Origin of the sequence: Massilia niabensis (assembly GCF_042655085.1) — a bacterium.
GTDB lineage: Bacteria > Pseudomonadota > Gammaproteobacteria > Burkholderiales > Burkholderiaceae_D > Telluria > Telluria niabensis.
On sequence record NZ_JBHSMU010000003.1, the window covers coordinates 169,660 to 191,044 of the forward strand.

13 protein-coding genes are annotated in these 21,385 nt (G+C 67.0%); 3 read left to right on the forward strand and 10 right to left on the reverse strand.

The annotated features are described in order from the left end of the window. Window positions 1-59: 59 nt before the first annotated feature. The 8 genes from ACFPN5_RS00915 to ACFPN5_RS00950 form a co-directional block, all read right to left on the reverse strand. Complete coding sequence (locus ACFPN5_RS00915; protein WP_379779148.1) at window positions 60-1,037, reverse strand: LysR family transcriptional regulator; 978 nt, start codon at window positions 1,035-1,037, stop codon at window positions 60-62. Between the two features lie 615 nt (window positions 1,038-1,652). Next, window positions 1,653-4,367: a molybdopterin-dependent oxidoreductase gene (locus tag ACFPN5_RS00920; RefSeq protein ID WP_379779150.1), complete on the reverse strand. Its 2,715-nt coding sequence runs from the start codon at window positions 4,365-4,367 to the stop codon at window positions 1,653-1,655. Window positions 4,368-4,390: 23 nt separating this feature from the next. Next, complete coding sequence (locus ACFPN5_RS00925) at window positions 4,391-5,605, reverse strand: NAD(P)/FAD-dependent oxidoreductase (RefSeq protein ID WP_379779152.1); 1,215 nt, start codon at window positions 5,603-5,605, stop codon at window positions 4,391-4,393. Then, on the reverse strand, window positions 5,602-5,952 hold the full coding sequence (gene nirD / locus ACFPN5_RS00930) for a nitrite reductase small subunit NirD (protein WP_379779154.1): 351 nt from the start codon (window positions 5,950-5,952) through the stop codon (window positions 5,602-5,604). Before nirD ends, ACFPN5_RS00925 begins: the two co-directional genes overlap by 4 nt. Before the next feature lie 11 nt (window positions 5,953-5,963). Next, on the reverse strand, window positions 5,964-8,489 hold the full coding sequence (gene nirB, locus ACFPN5_RS00935; RefSeq protein WP_379779156.1) for a nitrite reductase large subunit NirB: 2,526 nt from the start codon (window positions 8,487-8,489) through the stop codon (window positions 5,964-5,966). Between the two features lie 10 nt (window positions 8,490-8,499). Continuing rightward, window positions 8,500-9,792 (reverse strand): MFS transporter, encoded by a 1,293-nt coding sequence (locus tag ACFPN5_RS00940; RefSeq protein WP_379779158.1) that lies wholly within the window; start codon window positions 9,790-9,792, stop codon window positions 8,500-8,502. Window positions 9,793-10,092: 300 nt separating this feature from the next. Continuing rightward, window positions 10,093-11,271 carry a CmpA/NrtA family ABC transporter substrate-binding protein gene (locus ACFPN5_RS00945; RefSeq protein WP_379779160.1) on the reverse strand — a complete coding sequence of 393 codons (1,179 nt, stop codon included), beginning with the start codon at window positions 11,269-11,271 and terminating at the stop codon, window positions 10,093-10,095. Window positions 11,272-11,292: 21 nt separating this feature from the next. Then, on the reverse strand, window positions 11,293-11,928 hold the full coding sequence (locus ACFPN5_RS00950; protein ID WP_379779162.1) for an ANTAR domain-containing response regulator: 636 nt from the start codon (window positions 11,926-11,928) through the stop codon (window positions 11,293-11,295). Between the two features lie 158 nt (window positions 11,929-12,086). Here ACFPN5_RS00950 and ACFPN5_RS00955 point away from each other — a divergent pair, with 158 nt between their 5' ends. The 3 genes from ACFPN5_RS00955 (at window position 12,087) to ACFPN5_RS00965 (ending at window position 18,753) form a co-directional block, all read left to right on the forward strand. After that, window positions 12,087-14,471 carry a S9 family peptidase gene (locus tag ACFPN5_RS00955; RefSeq protein WP_379779164.1) on the forward strand — a complete coding sequence of 795 codons (2,385 nt, stop codon included), beginning with the start codon at window positions 12,087-12,089 and terminating at the stop codon, window positions 14,469-14,471. An 80-nt stretch (window positions 14,472-14,551) separates the two neighbouring features. Then, a complete protein-coding gene (locus tag ACFPN5_RS00960) occupies window positions 14,552-16,900 on the forward strand; it encodes an RIFT barrel domain-containing protein (RefSeq protein ID WP_379779166.1) in 2,349 nt (782 codons plus the stop codon). A 119-nt stretch (window positions 16,901-17,019) separates the two neighbouring features. Continuing rightward, a complete protein-coding gene (locus ACFPN5_RS00965; RefSeq protein ID WP_379779168.1) occupies window positions 17,020-18,753 on the forward strand; it encodes a vWA domain-containing protein in 1,734 nt (577 codons plus the stop codon). A gap of 35 nt (window positions 18,754-18,788) precedes the next feature. On the opposite strand, the gene ACFPN5_RS00970 is transcribed toward ACFPN5_RS00965, so the two are convergent. Next, entirely contained in the window at window positions 18,789-20,021 is a 1,233-nt protein-coding gene (locus ACFPN5_RS00970; RefSeq protein WP_379779170.1) for a M20/M25/M40 family metallo-hydrolase, read from the reverse strand. A 2-nt stretch (window positions 20,022-20,023) separates the two neighbouring features. Then, complete coding sequence (locus tag ACFPN5_RS00975; protein WP_379779172.1) at window positions 20,024-21,250, reverse strand: urate hydroxylase PuuD; 1,227 nt, start codon at window positions 21,248-21,250, stop codon at window positions 20,024-20,026. Window positions 21,251-21,385: the final 135 nt, after the last annotated feature.

Below are 21,385 nucleotides of genomic sequence, written 5' to 3' on the forward strand. Positions count from 1 at the left end.
GCGACCTGCGAGCCCGGCGTGATCGGCCCAGGCCGGGCGCAACAACCGCCTATCGCAGTTCAGAAAAAGCATTCGCTACAAGAATGAAGCGCCTGGGCAAACTTCTCGGCAACCGAGTCTGCAGCGGGAGGCCTCCCGAAAATGAGGTGCAACTTCGTCTTGTGACTCGATCCGCCAGCAAGCGGCAGGATACGGACGTGATTTCCGTCGAGCCATCGATGCACCTGATATTTCGGTAGCCAGGCGTAACCCTGACCCTGCCTCAGTACGCCAATCGCCCTGTCGAGGCTGCTTACATTCCAGGTGCGTGGATAGCGCGGCAAGCGGTAGTTGGCGTCGGCGGCAACATAATCGTCGACACCGGAAATCGCGACCTGGAATTGCGTCTTGAGGTCGTCAAACGAAATTTCCCTCTTTAATCCGAACAAAGGATTTTCCGGATGAGCGACCGCAACGTGTTCGATCTCAATCAATTCCCTGCCATCGAAGCCAAATGGCACCTGGCTGCTGATTGCCAGCTCGACGGTGCTATCCTGGAGCGCCTGCTTGGCCTGGTCGAGCGTCACCTCTTTGGCGGCCAGCCGGATCCTCTGCGGGGAGGACGACAGTTTGCGTAGCGCGAGCATGAGCAGGTCGGGAGGGAAGCTGGGGTCGATTGCAAGACGAATCTCCGGCCCCCACCCTTGCCGCAGGTTCTCGGCAAGCTCCTCGAGTTCGACGGCGTTCCTGACCAGGTCGCGCGACCTCTCGAGTAAGATCCTTCCTTCCTCGGTGATTTGGGCCTTGCGGCCCTTCAATGCAAGCAGGGGCACGCCCAGTTGTTCCTGGAGTTTCGCAACGGCGTGGCTGATGGTTGACTGAGTGACGTGCAGGCTATCGGCGGCGCCGAAGAACCCATCGAAATCGATCACCGCATGGAACATTTTCCACTGCTTCAGGCTGATGCGTAGATTTCTGGATTTCAGTGACGTGGATTCCACGCTCATCGATGAGCCATCGAGCTCCCGTAATTTCCCGGGGCTCAGGACACCATCCATTGGTCCGGTCATTTTCACTGTTATACCCGCCAATAGTAATGAGTTCGCGATACTTCTTTCGTGCACTCTTGATTGTCAATCGGTTGTCGCGCAACCAGCCACCGCCAGAGCATTTGCCGAATGGGCCAGCCTTTCTTCAGGCGGCAAGGGGTCATGCCGAGTTGCGCACTACGATGGTTGTCGGGCGCCATTCACTGATTGCGAGACTTGCCGCAGGCTGTTCGCCAGCGCCGGCGTTCCACGGACAGGTACGGCAGGTGCTTCCACTTCCACACTGGTGATACCGGAATGGCGTTGAACGTGCGAAAATGGCATCAGAGTTACCGTAAAGCACATTCCGTTTCCACTATATTAAGCAAGCGGCCTTACACAGGCACTGCGCACGCTCAAGCAGGCCGTTCGATGAGGGCTCCGCAAGGTGGATTTTCGGTGGGAACGTGCTTATAGGAAGAGTGGCAGGATACTGCGGTGGTGTCGGCTGTTCCACGGGGCAGGCTGGTACTCGCCCATCGTGGGGGCCGTAAAGGGAGGTTCGAGCGGGCCGGCGGGCCCTGGCAAGGCGTGCGGGAATGAATGCCGCCGCGTCCCCGCAAACGGGCGGCATTCCTGCGCGGGCTAGGACGCCGTCGCTTCTCCACATTTGGCCAGCGCCAGCAGCTTGCCGATCTCCGGTACGCAGGAGCCGCAATTGCCGCCCGCACGCACGCAGGCCGTCACCTGCGCGGTCGTCTCGAGGCCGTGCTCGCGGATCGCGATCTGGATCGTATTGCGGCCCACGCCGAAGCAGGAGCAGACCGTCGGTCCCGGGTCCGGGCCCCGTTGCGGCGCGCTTCCGGCCAGCAGGGTGGCGCGATCGCTTGCGGCCAGCTGCTGCGCGGCGAACAGGCCGGCGAGCCAGTCGCGCGGCGGCAACCGCAAGCCGCGCGCGACGAACACGCAGGCTTCCAGCCGTCCCTCGACCAGGTGCGCCGCGCGGTAGGCGCCCAGGCCCTCGTCTTCGTAATCGATCCAGTCGGCCGCTTCACCGGCCCCCAACAGCGCGCGCGCCCAGTCCGGGTCGACCGGGCCGCGCCCTGCCATCTCGTAACGCACGAAGCCCTCGCCCTGGATGCGGGTCCAGTGGGCAACGCTGTCGAGCGCCAGCGATTCACGGCTGAGCACAAAGGCGTGCCACTCGACGACAAAGGGCGCCACCGCCACCGGCGTGTGCTTGAATTCCGGCTCGCCCGACACCGGATCGACCTCCGGGTTGACGAGCGCGCCCACGCGCGCGTCCGACGCCGTCTGGCCGCTCCAGTGGATCGGCACGAACACGCCTCCGCGGGCAATCCCGCCGCTATGCGTGACGCGCGCGACCATCGCGCCCCAGCGGCTGGTGACGCGCGCCAGTTCGCCCTCGCGCACGCCGCACAGCAGCGCATCATTCGGGTGCAGGTCGATAAACGGTTCCGGGGAGTGGCTGCTCAGGCGCGGCGACTTGCCCGTGCGCGTCATGGTGTGCCACTGGTCGCGCATGCGGCCCGTGTTCAGCGCCAGCGGGAAGTCGCCATCGACCGCATGCACGGGCGCGCGCGGCGTCGTAGGAATGAAGCGCGCCCGCCCGCCCGCATGGGCGAAGCGCCGGTCGGCGAACAGGCGCTCGGTCGCCACCGGCTCGCCGCCGGCTCCGCGCACCACCGGCCACTGGATCGGTTCGAGCGCCTCGTACGCCCCCTGCCCGATCCCGATCAGCCCGGACAGGTCGAACACGCGCCGCCCTGCCCCATCTTCGCCGTTGCGCCAGTTCGACAGGCGCGCATGCTCGTCGAAAATGTCGTGTGCGCCGGCGTAGTCGAAGCCTGCGAAACCCATGCGCCGCGCGACCTCGCACAACGCCCACCAGTCGGCGCGCGCCTCTCCCGGCGCGGGCAGGAAGGCGCGCTGGCGCGAGATGCAGCGCTCGGAATTGGTCACCGTGCCATCCTTTTCGCCCCAGCCCAGCGCCGGCAGCAGCACGTCGGCATGAAGCGTGGTGTCGGTGCCGTGCACGATGTCGCTGACGACGACGAGTTCGCATTTGTCGAGCGCGCGCCGTACCTGGTCGGCGTCGGGCAGGCTGACCACGGGATTGGTGGCGATGATCCACACCGCCTTCACGCTCCCCTCTTCGACGGCGCGGAACAGGTCGACCGCCTTCAGCCCGGGCCGGGAGGCGATCCGCGGCGCGTCCCAGAACTCGCGGACGGCGTCGCGCTGGACCGGGTTGTCGAGGTCCATGTGCGCGGCCAGCATGTTGGCCAGGCCGCCGACTTCGCGGCCGCCCATGGCATTCGGTTGGCCGGTCAGCGAGAACGGCCCCATGCCGGGCTGGCCGATGCGGCCAGTGACGAGGTGGCAGTTGATGATGGCGTTGACCTTGTCCGTGCCGCTGGAGGACTGGTTCACGCCCTGCGAGTAGGCCGTCACGACTTTCGCCGTGGCTGCGAAACCTTCGTAGAAGGCGAGCAGCTGGGCCGGGTCGACGCGGCAGATGCGGGCCACCGCGGCCGGGTCGGCGCAGTCAGCGTCGGCGATCGCCAGCGCCGCGTCCAGCCCTTCGGTATGCGCCGCAACAAAGGTGCCGTCGACGCCGCCATGGCGCGCCAGGTAGCTGAGCAGCCCGTTGAACAGCCAGACGTCGGTGCCCGGCTTGATGGCCAGGTGCAGGTCGGCCAGTTCGCAGGTGGCGGTGCGGCGCGGGTCGATCGCGACCACCTTCAGCCCTGGCCGCGCTTCCTTGGCGCGCAGGATGCGCTGGAACAGCGTCGGGTGGCACCAGGCCGTGTTCGAGCCGACCAGCACGATCATGTCGGCCAGCTCGAAATCCTCGTAGCAGCCGGGCACCAGATCTTCGCCGAAGGCGCGCTTGTGGCCGGCCACGCTGGACGACATGCACAGGCGCGAGTTGGTGTCGATGTTGGCGCTGCCGATGAACCCCTTCATCAGCTTGTTGGCGACGTAATAGTCCTCGGTGAGCAGCTGGCCCGAGACATACAGCGCCACCGCATCGGGGCCATGCTCGGCGACGACCGATGCGAAGCCGGAAGCGACCCGCTCCAGTGCTTCATTCCACCCTGCCTGCCGCAAGGTTCCGCTTTCGCGGAGCATCGGATGCAGCAGCCGCCCATCGAGGTCCAGCGTTTCGCCCAGGGCCGCGCCCTTCACGCACAGGCGGCCGCGGTTGGCGGCGTGCTGCGCATCGCCCGCGATGATCGGGATGGTGCCGGGACGGACGGTGGCGGTCACGCCGCAGCCGACGCCGCAATATGGACAGGTGGTGCGCACGGTGGGCGCGGGGAGGGACATGTCCATGGTGCTTCCTTTGCAGATGTAATCTAAACAGCAGGCATGCAGAGCGCCTGCCCGAACAGCAAGCGGTCGCGGAAGCCTGATACGTCGGCGCCGCGGCCGATCAGGTCGAAATACCAGGGGCCGTCGGCCACGTCGCCGACCAGCACGGCGCCGGTCAGGCGCGCGCCCTGCAGGACGAGACGCTTGTAGACGCCGCCCCTGCGGTCGCGCAGCACCAGTTCTTCACTGTCGGCGCTGCCGGCAATGTTCCCGGCCGAGTACAGGTCGATGCCGGTCACCTTCAGTTTGGTGGCAAGGGCGGCCTGCACGTAGCGCCGGTGCCCGTTCCGGGCCAGGTGGGCGGCGCACACGCGCGCCTGCTCCCAGCTCGGCGCCACCAGCCCGAAGGTGGCGCGGCGATGCTGGACGCATTCGCCCACGGCGTAGATGCGCGGATCGTAGGTCTGCAGGGTGTCGTCGACGACGATCGCACGCTCGCAGTGCAGGCCCGCATCGCGTGCCAGCGCCGTGTTCGGCCGCACGCCAGCCGCCATCACCACCAGGTCGGCCGGCAGCTCGAGGCCATCGGCGAAACGCACCGCCTCGACCTTGCCCTCGCCAAGGATGGCCGTGGTCGAGGCATCGAGCAGGATGCGCAGGCCTTCGCGTTCGAGCGACTCCTTCAGCAGGCGGCCTGCCTCGAAGTCGAGCTGCTGGTTCATCAGGCTGGCGGCCACGTGCACCACCGTGACCGCCATCCCGCGCCGCATGAGCGCATGCGCCGCTTCCAGCCCGAGCAGGCCGCCGCCGATGACGACCGCTGCGCCGCCGCGGCGCGCTGCCGCCAGCATGGTGTCGACGTCGGTCAGGTCGCGAAAGCCGACCACGCCGTCCAGGGTATTGCCGGGCACCGGCAGCATGAAAGGCGTCGAGCCGGTCGCCAGCAGCAGGCGGTCGTACGGCGCCTCGAGGCCGGAGCGGGCGACGACGACGCGGCGCTTGCGGTCGATGCGCACCACCGGGTCGCCCGCATGCAGCGCGATGCCGTTTTCACGGTACCAGGCGCGCGTATGCAGCATGATGTCGTCGATCTGCTTGTCCCCCGCCAGCAAAGGCGACAGCAGCACGCGGTTGTAGTTCCCGTGCGGCTCGGCGCCGAACACGGTGATGTCGTACAGGTCCGGCGCGAGATTGAGCACCTCCTCGACCGTGCGCATGCCGGCCATGCCATTGCCGACCACGACCAGGCGGGGTTTCATGTCGCTACCCATACCGTGCCGTTCTCGACGCGCACCGGGAAACTGGCCACCGAATGCGCCGGCGCTTCCAGGCATTCGCCGGTGCGCAGGTCGAAGTGGTGCTTGTAGATCGGCGATGCGACGACGATGCGCTCACCCAAGCTGCCCACCAGCCCGCGCGAGAGCACGGCCGCGTTGGCGTTCGGATCGTAGTTATCGATCGCGAACAAGTCCTGTTCGCCGACGCGGAACACCGCCACCTGGCGCCCTTTCAATAGCGCGCACACCCCGGTGTCGGGCACGATCTCGTCGACGGCGCAGACCGCGCTCCAGTGTTGCAATTTATTCAAATGCGTGTCTCGGTGCATGGTGAACTCCTTCAGGTTACGACGACAATCGGGATCGTGCGGCGGCGTTCTTCGATCGTGGCCGGACGCACCTGGCCGCGTTCGGGCATGAAGACGACGTTGTCGTCCTGCGCCTCGCTGTTGACGAAATGGCGGAAGCGCTTGCGCACCGCCGGGTCTTCGACTGCGTTCTTCCACTCGCAGGCGTAGGTATCGACCACGGCCTGCATCTCCGCTTCCAGCTCGGCGCCGATGCCCAGCGTGTCCTCGACCACGACGCGCTTGAGGTAGTCGAGCCCCCCTTCGAGGTGTTCGCGCCAGGTGCTGGTGCGCTGCAGGCGGTCGGCGGTGCGCACGTAGAACATCAGGAAACGGTCGACCAGCTTCACCACCGTCGCCTCGTCCAGGTTCGAGGCCAGCAGCTCGGCGTGGCGCGGCTTCATGCCGCCGTTGCCGCACACATACAGGTTCCAGCCCTTGTCGGTGGCAATCAGGCCCACGTCCTTGCCCTGTGCCTCGGCGCATTCGCGGGTGCAGCCGGAGACGCCGAACTTCACCTTGTGCGGCGTGCGCAGGCCCTTGTAGCGGTGCTCCAGCGCGATCGCGAAGCCCGCGCTGTCGCCGACGCCGTAGCGGCACCAGGTCGAGCCGACGCAGGACTTCACCGTGCGCAGCGACTTGCCGTAGGCATGGCCCGATTCGAAACCGGCGGCAATCAGTTCTTCCCAGATCGGCGGCAACTGGTCGACTCGCGCGCCGAACAGGTCGACCCGCTGGCCGCCCGTGATCTTGGTGTAGAGGCCGTATTTCTTGGCGATCATGCCGACCGCGATCAGGCCATCGGCCGTCACTTCGCCGCCAGGCATGCGCGGCACCACCGAATAGGTGCCGTCCTTCTGGATATTGCCGAGGAAGTAGTCGTTCGAATCCTGCAGGCTCGCGTGCTCGGGCTTCAATACGAAATCGTTCCAGGTCGAAGCCAGGATGTTGGCAGCGACTGGTTTACAGATGTCGCAGCCGAGGCCCGTGCCGTGACGCGCCAGCAGCTCGCCGAAGCTGCGGATGCGCCCGATGCGCACCAGGTGATGCAGTTCCTGGCGCGAGTGCGCGAAGTGCTCGCACAGCGCGCGGCTCACTGCCACGCCCTGCTTCGCCAGCTCGGCGTTGAGCACTTGCGTGACCAGCGGCACGCAGCCGCCGCAGGCGGTGCCGGCGGTGGTGCACTTCTTCAGTGCGCCGATGCTGGTCGCCCCATCCTGCACCGCCGCGCACAAGGCGCCTTTCGAGATGTCGTTGCAGGAGCAGATCTGGGCGCTGTCCGGCAAGGCATCGACACCGAGGCCACGCTTCGGCGCGCCGTTCGACTGTGGCAGGATCAGGCTTTCCGGCGCCTCGGGCAGGTCGACGCCGTTCAGGGCCATCTGCAGCAGCGTGCCGTACTCCGCCGCGTCGCCGACCAGCACCGCGCCCAGCAGGCGCTTGCCGCAATCGGATACAACGAGCTTCTTGTAGCTCTGGCGCCGCTCGTCGAGGTACTGGACGCTGCGGCTGCCCGCTGTCGTGCCATGGGCATCGCCAATGCTGGCGACATCGACACCCATCAGTTTCAGCTTGGTGCTCATGTCGGCACCCAGGAAGCCGCCCGGCGCACCGAGCACGTGGCGCGCTGCGGTGCGCGCCATGTCGTAGCCCGGCGCCACCAGGCCGAACAGCTGGCCATTCCAGGCCGCGCATTCGCCGACGGCATAGATGTCCGGGTCCGACGTCATGCAGTTGTCGTCGATGGCGATGCCGCCGCGCGTGCCGAGCGTCAGCCCGGAGGTACGGGCCAGCTCGTCGCGGGGGCGGATGCCGGCCGAGAAGACGATCATGTCGGTGTCGAGGTGGCTGCCGTCGGCGAACTGCATGCGGTGCGTGCCGTCCTCGCCATCGACGATGGCGAGCGTGTTCTTGCCGGTGTGGACCGCGACGCCGAGCTCCTCGATGCGGCCGCGCAGCACGCGCGCACCAGGATCGTCCACCTGCACCGCCATCAGGCGCGGCGCGAATTCGACGACGTGGGCCTGCAGGCCGAGGTCGCGCAGGGCCTTGGCGCACTCCAGGCCCAACAGGCCGCCGCCGACCACCACGCCGGTGCGCGAGCGCGCGCCGCACTCGCGCATCGCTTCCAGGTCTTCGATCGTGCGGTACACGAAACAGTCGGCGCGCTCGCGCCCCGGGACCGGCGGCACGAAAGGCGAGGAACCGGTGGCCAGCACCAGCTTGTCGTAGGCCAGCACCTCGCCATCGGCCAGGGTCACGCTGCGCGCGGCGCGGTCGATGGCCACGACCTTTGCATTCAGCTTCAAGTCGAGATTGGTGCGCTCAAAAAAGCCCGGCGCGACCAACGACAGGTCGTCCGCCGTCTTCCCGGCAAAGAATTCCGACAGGTGCACGCGGTCGTAGGCCGGGCGCGGCTCTTCGCCGAGCACCGTGATGTGCAGGTGCGGAGCGGCAGCAGCGAGCGTTTCGACGAATTTGTGGCCAACCATGCCGTGGCCGATGACGATGATGTTCATATTTGACTCCTTAAGCACGGGCCGCCGCGGCGACCGTGGCAGTGCTGCTGAAACGCGCGCCCAATGCGCACAGGCTGGCGACGACGACCAGGCCTCCCAGGATCATCAGGGTCTGGCGGATGTCGCCCGTCCCCTTCATCAAGAAGCCCGCCGCCACCGCACCGACATTGCCGCCGGCGCCGACGATGCCGGCCACGCCGCCCAGCGCCCCTGGCGCCACGAAGGGCACCAGCGCGTAGGTGGCGCCGCAGGCCATGTGGGTGAACAGGCCGAAGCACAGCATGGCGATCAGGGCAAAGGCGACGCTGTCGGCGTTTGCGAACCAGAGCAGGCCGAGGCCCTCGCCGATCATCAGCACGAACAGGATGGTGACGCGGCTGTTCAGGTCACCGCGCAGGGCGCTGCGGTCCGACAGCCAGCCGCCCAGGGCGCGGGCGAACAGCGCCAGCAGGCCGAAGCTGCCCGCCGCCAGGCCGGCCGCGCCGAGCGACAGGCCGAAGCGGTCGACGTAGTAGACGGCGGCGATGTTGTGGATGAAGATCTCGATGCCGAAGCAGGCGCCGTAGGTAACGAACAGCAGCCAGGCGCGGTGGTTGCGGCAGGCGGCCTTGAAGCTCGCCCAGCCGCCCTTGCCGCCACCCTCGAAGGGAATGCCGGCGGCGCGCAGCTCGCTGAAATTACCGGCCGGGCAATCCTGGGTGTAGCGCCAGTAGACGACGGACATTATCAGCATGGCCACGCCCGGCACGATCAGGGCGATGCGCCAGCCCAGCGTTTCGCTCACGCCGGCCATGACCAGGGCTGCCAGCAGCAGCGGCATGGCCGCCTGGGCCGCCCCGCCGCCGGCGTTGCCCCAGCCGGCCGCGGTAGCGTTGGCGGTGCCCACGACCTTGGGCGCGAACATCACCGAGGTGTGGTACTGGGTGATGACGAAGCTGGCGCCGACCGCGCCGATGCCGAGCCGGAACAGGAGAAAGCTTTCGTAGCTCTGCGCGAAGGCCACGCCGAGCACGGGAATGGCGCCCAGGGCCAGCAGGCCGGAATAGGTCTTGCGCGGGCCGTAGCGGTCGCACATCGGGCCGACGATCAGGCGCACCAGGATCGTGATCGCCACCGCCGCGATATTGATGTTGGCGATCTGCGCGACCGAGAGGCCGAATTCGCCTTTGATCACCGGCATCAGGGGTGCGCAGGCGAACCAGGCGAAGAAGCAGATGAAGAAGGCCACCCAGGTCAGGTGGAAGGCCCGCATTTGCGGGGTACTGAAATTAAGAAGCGTGATGCTGTTCGCTTTGCTGGCCATGTCATCCCTCGATGTCGAAAACAAAAAGGCGTCCGCGTCCCGAGGCCAGGAGCCAAGGGAGGCGGACGCCGTTGTCCGGGTGCCAGCCCATCGTTGGGCCGGCAATGTGTGAAGGGATCGCCGTTGATCCTGATGGAGTAATTGCAGGAACCGTGCCAGCTGGGGTGCGGGGCTGGAGGGGCGTTTGGTGCCGATGAGTGCGCTACATTGCAGTGCACCATGCGCGAAAATGAGGCGGGAAAGCGCACTGGGATGGTATTCGGGCAGCGTGAGCTTGACCCGCCCACCCTACGGGTCTGATCAAACGTCGGAGAGTGCAACCGCCTCGCGCCGGTGAATTGCAAACGACGCCGCATACCCCGCCGGATCGCGCCCGTCCCACACCTTGCCATCCATCAGCGTGCTGCTGCGCATGACACCCCCAGGCACGTCCACCCCAGCCAGCAGCGCCGCCTCGCGGTACAGGTCGACCTGGTTCACCGCCCGCGCCACCGCCAGGTAATCGGGATCCTCGCGCAGCAGGCCCCAGCGCCGCTGCTGGGTCAGGAACCACATGCCGTCCGACAGCCACGGGAAGGTCGCGGCGCCGCCGCCGAAAAAGCGCAGCTCCGGGAAACCGGAGCGGCGCGGCAGCAGGCAGGCGCGCAACACGTCGCTGCCGGTATTGACGTAGGCGGGGCTGGCCAGCACCTCGGCGGCCACCTCGCGGTTGGCGGGCGAGGCATCGAGCCAGCGCGCTGCATCGAGCAGGCAGGCCACCAGCGCGCGGCAGGTGTTCGGATGACGCGCGGCGAAGTCCTGGCGGGCGCCGAGCGCCTTGCCCGGGTGGTCCGGCCAGACCTGGCTGCTCTGCCCCGCCAGCACCCCGCTGGCCTCGCACACGGCGCGCCGGCTCCAGGGCTCGCCGGCACAGAACCCATCCATGTGGCCGGCCTCGAGATTGGCCGCCATCTGCCCCGGCGGCAGGGTGACCAGGGTGGCGTCCGTCGTCGGGTCGATGCCGGCGGCAGCCAGCCAGTAGCACAGGAACATGGCGTGGTTCCCGGTCGGGAAGGTGTGAGCGAAGGTGTAGCGGCGCGGCTGCGCGGCCATCAGCGCGGCCAGGCCCCGTCCATCGCCCACGCCGGCGGCGGCCAGCGCGCGAGAGAGCACGATCGACTGGCCGTTCTGGTTCAGGTTCATCAGCACCGCCATGTCGCGCGGCGCGCCGCCGACGCCCATCTGCAAGCCGTACAGCAGGCCATAGAGCGCCTGCGCCGCATCGAGCTCGCCGTTCGCCAGGCGGTCGCGCATGGCCGACCAGGAATGCTGTTTTTCCAGCACCAGCCGCAGGCCGTAGCGCTCGTCGAAGCCGAGCACGGACGCCATCACCAGCGGTGCGCAATCGGCCAGCGGCATGAAGCCAATCCGCACGCTGGCTTTTTCCAGACGGTCCGATCCCGCCACGTACCCGCCTGCGCTACCCTCGAAGCCTGCCATACCATCCTTCCCGCGCCGGGCCTAGCCCAGCAAATCCTCGATGTCCAGGATGCGCTGCGCAATCTCGGCCAGTCTCAGGTTCTTGTTCATCGCCATGCTGCGCAGGCGTCCGTAGGCTTCTTCCTCAGTGAGCTTGTAGCGCGCCATCAGCAAGCCCTTGGCACGGTCGAGGGTCTTGCGCTCGACGAGCTGCTGGCGCGTGTCGGCCAGTTCGCCGAGCAGCTTCTGCTCGCGCCTGAAACGGGCCAGCGCGACGTCGAGCACCGGCCGCACCCGTTCGGCGCGCAGGCCGGCCACGATATAGGCCGACACCCCGGCGTCGACCGCCGCCTCCATCGTCCCGGGCCGGTCGTCCTCGGTAAACAGCACGATCGGGCGGCGCGCCTCGCGGGTGGCGATCACGATGTGCTCGAGCACGTCGCGGGCATCCGATTCGCTGTCGATGATGATCAGGTCCGGCTGCAGCTGGGCGATGCGCTCGGGCAGGTAGACGTCGGGCGGCAGCGAGGCGACGATGTCATAGCCCGATTCCAGCAGCCCGGCCCGCAGCGCCGCGCCGCGCCGGGCCTGGGCGGCAAGGCTTGCGTCGTCGGTGTGCAGCTCGCCGCTGTTGACGACAACGATGCGCAGGCTGCGGGGCTGGTCGGCTGGGTTCATGCGGGGAACTGATGCAAGAATCGAGCCAAGACCGTATGTACACGGCCGCCGACCGCGATAATTTAACCGGAACCACCCACTTCGCATGGCGGCTGGGCTAGAATGCATTCGCATTTTTCTAGCCGGAAAGCTATCCCTTTCACCCACCAGACATCACGATGCGACTTCCTGCACTGACTTTCCTTACTGCCTTGACGACGCTGACCGCGCTGCCGGCAGTGGCCGTAGCCGCTCCCACCCCGACGCCAATCAGCCTCGACCAGGCCATGGCCCACCCGGACTGGATCGGTAACCCGGTCGAACAGGCCTGGTGGAGCTGGGACGCCAAGAGCGTGTACTTCAAGCAGAAGCGCACCGGCTCCCCGCTACGCGATACCTTCCTGGCGAGTACGCGCGGGCCGCGCAAGGTAGCGGACAGCGAACTGGCCAAGCTCGACAGCCCGGCCGTGGTCTACGACCGCAAGCACACACGCACCATCCTGGTGCGCAATGGTGACTTGTTCGAGCGCGACCTGAAAAGCGGTGCGCTGGTCCAGATCACGCGCGGCGTGAAAGCCGAAGAACCGCAGTATTCCAGCGACGAGCGCGCCGTGCAGTTCCGCGTCGGCCATGACTGGTTCAGCTGGGACCGCGCCAGCCGCCTGCAGGCGCCCACCGCCCTGCCGCGCGCCGCGAAAGACCCGGCCGTACAAGAACCTGACGCGCTGCGCGATATGCAGCTGCGCCTGATCGCCACCTTGCAGCGCGCGAAAGACGACCGCGACGCCGGGCGTGCCCGCAGCGAGGAAGAGCGCCGTGCCGATCTGACCCGCGCGCCGGCCCCGGTCTACCTGGGCGACAAGGTCACCATCGAAGACAGCGCGCTGTCCCCGGATGGGCGCTGGCTGGTCGTGGTGACCGCTGCCAAGGGCGGCGACAAGGGCCGCATCGGCAAGATGCCGCGCTACGTGACCGAATCGGGCTACGAAGAAGCCGACGACGAGCGCACCCGCGTTGGCCGCAACAACCCGGCTCCGCATGCGTTGAAATTGATCGAGCTGGCGACGGGCACGGTCCAGGACCTGCCTTTCGACACCCTGCCCGGCATCGCGGTCGACCCGCTGGCGCAGCTGCGCGCCGCCGCCAAGCTCGATCCATTGAAGGGCAACCGCGCGCTGCGCATCGCCGACCGGACCGACGCCGTGCGCTGGACGCCGGACGGCAAGCTCGCGGCCGTGATGCTGCGCGCCGTCGACAACAAGGACCGCTGGATCGCCACCATCGGCCTCGACGCCGGCCTGGCCGCGGCCAAACTGAAACCCGTGCACCGCCTGACCGACGAGGCCTGGGTCAATCACGACAACAGCGATTTCGGCTGGCTGCCGGACAACCGCACGCTGTGGTACCTGTCCGAGGAAAGCGGCTACGCGCACCTGTACACCCAGGATGCCGCCGGCCGGGCGCGCGCGCTCACGAGCGGCAAGTGGGAAGCCGGCGACGTGCAGTGGAGCTTCGACGGCAGCACGGCCTACCTGCTCTGCAACCGCAAGAACCCGGGCACCTATGAAGTGTGCGCGGTGAATGCGAAGGATGGCACTACCCGCGAAGTGACGGGCCTCGAGGGAGTGGAACGTTTTGCGCTGTCGCCGGACGAGCGCAAGCTGCTGGTGCACTACTCGTCGAGCTACATGCCGGCGCAGCTGGCCACCGTACCGGTGATGGGCGGCGCGCCTTTGAGGCTGACCGACACCCGCACGCCCGAGTTCAAGGCGCGCACCTGGATCGAGCCCGAGTACGTGGCCGTGCCGTCGAGCGACGGCGGCGACCCCGTCTGGTCGAAACTCTACCGTCCTGCGAAGATGGAACCGGGCAAAAAATACCCGGTCGTGATGTTCGTGCACGGCGCCGGCTACCTGCAGAACACGAGCAAGCGCTACCCGGTCTACTTCCGCGAGCAGATGTTCCACAACCTGCTGGTCGAAAAGGGCTATGTCGTGCTCGACATGGACTACCGCGCCTCGAAGGGTTACGGCCGCAACTGGCGCACGGCGATCTACCGCCAGATGGGCCACCCGGAACTGGTCGACTACCAGGACGGCGTGAAGTACATGGCGGCGCACCACCAGGGCGATACGGCGAACGTCGGCATCTACGGCGGCAGCTACGGCGGCTTCATGACCTTCATGGCGCTGATGCGCGCACCGGAGATGTTCAAGTCGGGCGCTGCCCTGCGTCCCGTGACCGACTGGACCAGCTACAACCACGAGTACACGTCCAACATCCTGAATACACCGGACCTGGATCCGCAGGCGTATAAAGTCTCGTCGCCGATCGAATATGCCGACAAGCTGCAGGGGAACCTCCTGATCGCGCACGGCATGGTCGACGACAACGTGTTCTACCAGGACTCGGTGCGCATGGCCCAGCGCCTGATCGAGCTGAAGAAGGATAACTGGGAACTGGCCAGCTACCCGCTCGAACGGCACGCCTACACGCAGCCGGAAAGCTGGTTCGACCAGTACCGCCGGATCTACAAGCTGTTCGAGCGCACGCTCAAGCAGTGATGTAGAACGCCAAGCGAGCGCCCTCCGGGGCGCTTTTTGTTTTACTGTGCACTCATCCGTACCAACTTTCACGCGCCCGCATGCATCCAGCTCCCGCTTCAGTCCGTACCCGTCTCGCTCTTTGCCTGCTTGCCCTCGCCTCCACCGGCGTGCAGGCGCAGGACAGGAAGACCTCCAGCGATGATCCCGGCTTCGTCGGCCTGCCCACCACCGGCAAGCTCGATTCCAGCCGCGTGCTGGGCGAGCGCCACGGCGCGGAGGCGCAGCCGCAGGAGCCCCCTGCCAGGAAGGCGGCCGAGGCCAGGCCGAAGCCCGACAGCCGGCCCGCCGGCAAGCGCCGGAGCGATACCGGAGACGAGGACGAGGACCAGGGCAACCCGGCGCCAAAGCGCCGCGCCAAAGAGGCGTCCAGGGACGACACACCGGTCGCCAGGCCCACTCTCGCGATCCCGGCCGGCGGCATTACCGGCGTCGTCATCGAAAGCACCGGGCGCGGCGAACAGTCGAAGGTGCCGGTCACCTTCGGCCAGGTATTCGCAACCGGCGACGTTGCGCGCGGCACTGCGCTCGCCGCCAAACTGGCTGACGGCACCCTGCTGCCGCTGCAGATGGACGTCAAGGCCTCGCACCCCGACGGCTCGGTGCGCCATGCGGTGCTGTCGCTGCTGCTGCCGCGCCTGGCGGGCAAGGATGTCGGCCTCGCCCTGGTGAAGGCGCCCAGGAAAGCGGATGACCCGGGACCGGCCAGGGCGGGACTCGGTGCCGACGCCACCGTCAGCATCACGGAAGGCGGCGAGCGCTATACCGCGTCCAGCGACGCGCTGTTCAAGGCCCAAAAGGCGCAGGTCTGGCTGCACGGCCCGATCGTGACCGAACTGCAGGTGGCCGCGCCCCTGCGCAACGCCCAGGGCGCCGAGCATCCGCACCTCGCGGCGCGCTTTGCCGTGCGCTGGTATGGCGAGGCGAAGAAGGCGCGGGTCGATGTCGCCATCGAGAACAACTGGGCATTCGAACCCGATCCGCGCAATATCATCTATGACGTCGAGCTCACGGCCGGCGGCAAGCCGGTGTATGCGAAGCAGGGCTTCACCCACTGGCACCACGCCCGTTGGCGCAACCTGGCCTGGGTCGGGGCGGCGCCGGCGCTGCACCTGCGCCACGATCCTGAATATCTCATCGCCACGCGGGCACTGCCGAACTACGACCGCTCGGTCGTGGTGTCAAGCGCGGCCCTGGCGTCCCTGGCCGCGAGATGGAAAGGTCCGGCGGCCGAGCCGATGGGTGTCGGTGTCGCCGCGCGCGCCATGCCCGGGACCGGCGGGCGCATGGATATCGGCCTCTTGCCGGGCTGGGCGGCGATGTACCTGCTCAGCATGGACGCACAGGCGAAAGACATCACGCTGGGCACCGCGGACCTGGCCGGCAGCTGGTCGATCCACTACCGCGACAAGCGCACGGGCATGCCGGTGGGCCTGATGGACTATCCTTACATGACCCTGCTGGGCCAGCGCTCCGATACGCGCAACCCGCAGACCGGCAAGCTGGAAGCCTTTCCGCCCTGCGACAAGCAGGCATGCAAGACGCCCAACAGGGCAGACGTCGCGCACCAGCCGGGCTTCGCCTACCTTCCCTACCTCGTCACCGGGGACCACTACTACCTGGAAGAGCTGCAGTTCTGGGCGATGTACAACGTGTTTACCGCGCCCCCCAGCTACCGCAAGAACATCCAGGGCCTGCTGGCGCCGCACCAGGTGCGCGGCCAGGCCTGGGGCCTGCGCACCCTCGGCCAGGCCGCCTACATCACGCCGGACGGCCACCCGCTCAAGCGCCAGTTCACCGCGATCCTCGCCAGCAACCTCGACTGGTACAACGCCGAGTACAGCACCAACCCGGCGGCCAACAAGCTGGGTGTGCTTACCCACGGCCGGGCTGCCGTCTACAGGGGAAAGACCAGCGTGGCGCCCTGGCAGGACGACTTTTTCACATCGAGCGTTGGCCACGTGGCGGAACTCGGCTTCAAGGGCGCCGAACCGCTCCTCAAGTACAAGGCGCGCTTCCCGCTTGCACGCATGCTCGGACCGGGCGCCTGCTGGATGACGGCGGCAAACTATACCTATGCGGTGCGCGCCTCGCCGACGGCGCCCATCTTTGAGACGATCGCGCAGGCCTATACCGCAACCGTCGGCCCCGAGATAGCGGCCCTGCCCTGCGGCAGCGACGCCCTGGCGGCCGCTACCGAGCGCAAACCGGGCGACATGGGCGGTTATTCGCACGCTCCCGCCGGCTTCCCGTCGAACATGCAGCCGGCGCTGGCGTATGCGGCGACCGCCGGCGGCGAAGCCGGACGCAAGGCCTGGGCCCTGTTCATGGCGCGCAGCATCAAGGCCGATTACAGCAAGGGACCGCAGTTCGCCATCGTGCCGCGCTGATGCCCTGGCCGGGGCGGTCCCATGCGCATCGGGTAAAGAATTACAACTTGTAACGGCCATTGCAACACCGTTGTTACTGTAGCATCTTGTACGAACAACAATTCCTACACGGTGATGTCGTGAGATGCTTCGACCGCACGCTGCCTGTCCTGGCAGCGGCCTCCCTCCTGCTGGCCGCCTGCAGCACGGCGCCGGAATCGGCTCCCCAGTCGGCGCCCGCATCTTCGCCGACAAGTGCGCACCCCGGTGCCCCCCTCGCCATCGCTCCCCCGCCCCCCGCTCCGGCGCCCCAGGTGTCGCAGCGGATTGCCGTGACCGGTTCGTCCATCGCACCCTTCCACAGCTACGCACCGATAGCTGGCGTGCCGAACTATTCGGTGATGGCGCCGCCGCTGATCCTGATGCGCAGCGAGGACAAATTTCCCGACAAGGCGGCCAACGGTCTTGTGCTGGTCGAGGAGCAGCCCGTCTCCACCTTCAGTTCCGACGTCGACACGGCCTCCTATGCCTATGTGCGGCGCCAGTTGAACTCCGGCCGGGTGCCGCACGCCGGCGCCGTGCGCGTCGAGGAAATGGTGAACTACTTCCCCTATGGCTATGCCCGTCCGGCCGCACGCACGCAGCCGTTCGCGGTAACGACCGAGGTGATGCCGAGCCCGTGGAAGGCCGGCAACCAGCTGGTCCACATCGCCGTGCGCGGCTTCGACATGGCGCCCGCCGAGCGGCCGGCGATGAACGTGGTGCTGCTGGTCGACGTCTCCGGCTCGATGGCCATGCAGGACCGCCTGCCCCTGCTCAAGCAGGGCTTCCGGCTGTTCGCCGAAGGCCTGCGCCCCCAGGACCGGGTCGCCATCGTTACCTATGCCAACGGCACCGCCGTGGCGCTCGAGCCCACCACGGGCCAGGAGAAGCACAAGATCCTCGCCGCCATCGACGCCCTCGGCGCGGGCGGCGGCACGGCCGGCGCCGAAGGCCTGCAGCGCGCCTACGCGCTGGCCGAGCAGCACTTCGACGCGAAGGCCGTGAACCGCATCATCCTGGCGACGGACGGCGATTTCAACATCGGCATCCAGGACCCGCGCCAGCTGGAGACCTTCATCGCCGGTAAGCGCAAGAGCGGCGTCTACCTGTCGATCTTCGGCGTCGGCAGCGGCAACCTGAACGACGCGCTGATCCAGCGCCTGACCCAGTCGGGCAACGGCAACGCGGCCTACATCGACTCCCTGCTCGAGGCGCGCAAGGCCCTGCAGGAGGAACTCGGCTCGACCATGTTCCCGATCGCAAACGACGTCAAGATGCAGGTCGAGTTCAACCCCGCCCAGGTCGCAGCCTACCGGCTGATCGGCTACGAGACGCGCATGCTGAACCGCCAGGACTTCAAGGACGACAAGGTCGATGCCGGCGACATGGGCGCCGGCCACACCGTCACCGCCATCTACGAGATCACGCCCGCGGGCGCCGCCGGCCGGCTGGTCGATCCGCTGCGCTATGGCGAGGGCAAAGGGACGAAGGCGGCATCGCAAGCCAAGGGCGACGAGCTGTGCTTCGTGCGGGTGCGCTACAAGCTGCCGGGCGAATCCAGCAGCCGCCTGGTCGAGCGTCCGGTGCTGGCGAAGTCGGCGCATGCGACGCTGGAGTCAAGCCCGCCTGACCAGCGCTTCGCGGTGGCCGTGGCCGCCTTCGGCCAGCGCCTGCGCGGCGAGCAGCAGGTCGCCGACTACAGCCATGCCGAGATTGCCGAACTGGCCAACGCGGCCCGCGGTGCGGACCTCGATGGCTATCGCGCCGAATTCGTCAAGCTGGTGCGGATGGCGGAATCGCTGAGCAAGGCGGGGGCGGCAGGACAGCCGTAACCCGCAGTCGGTAGCGTGAGCACCCTGTGCCCACGCTACTCTCTCAATAAATCCAGCAGCGTCAAGGCCACTACCTTGGTCGCCTTGCGCAAATCCTCCAGCGCCAGCCGCTCGTCCGCCTTTTTCGCATTCGATTCCGGCACGGTACGCGGTCCGGCGCCATACATCACCGCCGGGATCCCGCGCTCGCCATACAGCCGCGCGTCCGCGTAGAGCGGCGTGCCATGCGCCGGAATCGCTTCGCCCAGCACTGTTTGCGCATGGCGCTGCAGGCTCGCCGCCAGCTTCTCCGAACCCGGCAAAGGACGCAGGGCCTGCGATAGCAGCAGACGGCGGATCTCGACGCGGATGCCGGGCAAGTCCTTGACCGCATCCTCGATCAGCGCGCGCACCCCGGCTTCGACCGCGACCGGGTCTTCTTCCGGGATCATGCGGCGGTCCATTTTCAGCACCACCTTGCCCGGCACCACATTGGTATTCGTCCCACCATCGATGCGACCGACCAGCATGGTTGGCGAGTCGATGCCTGCTACCCCCGACTTGATTTTTTTCAGTTCCGGCAGCTGGCCATAGATCGCGTTCAGGACGCGCGTGGCGGCCTGCAGCGCATCGACCGCCGTCTCCGGCATGGCGCCATGGCCGGCCTTGCCATGCACCGTCACTTCCAGCTGCAGGCAGGCGTTGTGGGCGGTGACGATGCCGTAGCTGAAACCGGCGGCAATGACCAAGTCGGGCTTGGTAAGCCCCTGCTCGAGCAGCCATCCCGGCCCGAGCAGGCCGCCGAACTCCTCGTCGTAGGTAAAGTGCAGTTCGACCCCGCCCTTCAAGGGCGCGCCGAGCGCTTCGAGCGCGCGCACGGCGAAGATGTAGGTCGCGAAATCGCTCTTCGAGACCGCCGCGGCGCGTCCGTACAGGAAGCCATCCTCGATCTGCGCGCCGTACGGTGGCCTGGTCCAGCCCTCGCCCGGCGGCACCACGTCGCCATGGGCGTTCAGGGCCACCGTCGGGCCGCCTGCGCCATACGCCAAGCGCACGATCAGGTTGGTGATGCTTTCCATGCCGTAGCCAAGGACAAGCTGCTGCGGCACGGCGTGGCGCTCGGCTTCCCAGCCAAAGGCTTGCACCATGTCCGCCACGGCGTCGGCGTGCGGCGCGTTGTTGCCGGGCGGGGTATCGGTCGGGATACGCACCACGCTCTGAAGGAAGGCGACTTCCTCGTCGAAGTGGGCATCGATCCAGTCGAGGAGCTGTTGCTGGGCATCGGTCATGATCATTGTCCGGTTTTTGCGCCGGCTTCGAACCAGGCGCCGACCTGCGCCCGTTCGGCATCGGTCATGTGGGTGAGGTTCGCCAGCGGCATGGCTTTCAGCTGCACGGTCTGCTGGTAGATGCGCGCGGCGTGCTGGGCGATGTGCTGCGGCGAATCGAGCAGCACGCCGGCCGGCGCCGTGGCAAAGCCGGGCTGGGTCGGCTGCGCCGCATGGCAGCTCACGCAGCGCTGGTCCATGATCGCGCGCACTTGCGTGAACTGGGCCACGTGGTCGACGCCCGGCTGGGGGGCCTGCGGCGCCTTCGGCGCAATCAGCACCGCCAGCACGGCGAGCAGCGCCACGCCGGCGGCCGGGTACTTCCATTCGACGCGGCCCTTGTGGCGCAGGTTGAAGAAATGGCGGATCAGCACGCCGGCCGCCATCACGATCGCCAGCACCGCCCATGCATGCCGGTGGTTATAGGTCATCGCATAGTGGTTGCTGATCATGAGGAACAGCACCGGCAGCGTGAAGTAATTGTTGTGGACCGAGCGCTGCTTGGCCTTGATGCCGTAGCTCGGGTCAGGCTGCTGCCCCGCCATCATCGCGTTCACCATCTTGCGCTGGCCGGGGATGATCACGTGCGCCACGTTGGCGACCATGATGGTGCCGATCATCGCGCCGATGTGCAGGTAGGCCGCGCGGCCGCTGAGCAGATGCGTCAGCACATAACTGGCGCCAACCAGGAAGGCGAAGATCACGAGGCCAAAGGCCAGATCGCGCTTGCCGAGCGGCGACTTGCACAGCACGTCGTAGACCAGCCAGCCCACCACCAGGCTGCCCAGGCCAATGCCGACCGCCTGCCAGCTGGAGAGCTCAAGCACGCTGCGGTCGACCATCATCGCCTGCGCGTTCAGGTAATACACGATGACGAGCAGCGCGAAGCCCGAGAGCCAGGTCGAGTAGGCTTCCCACTTGAACCAGTGCAGTTCCTTCGGCAGTTCGGCCGGGGCGACCAGGTATTTTTGCGGGTTGTAGAAGCCGCCGCCATGCACTGCCCACAGCTCACCGGCAACGCCCTTTTTCGCCAGCTCGGAACCGAGCGCGGGCGGGCGGATGGTGTTGTCCAGCCAGACGAAATAGAACGAGGCCCCGATCCAGGCGATGCCCGTGATGATGTGCAGCCAGCGCACGAGCAGGTTGAGCCATTCGAGGCCGTAAGGAGCCAGGTATCCGAACACGTCCATGCACAGTCCTTGTAGCGTTATGGGTGGCACTATCAATCGTGGTATCTGAGCGAAGATAAACCGATATCATTTTGTACAACATGAAAGATAACGTATATTCGACATAACCGAACGGATATACGCCAATAATTCAAG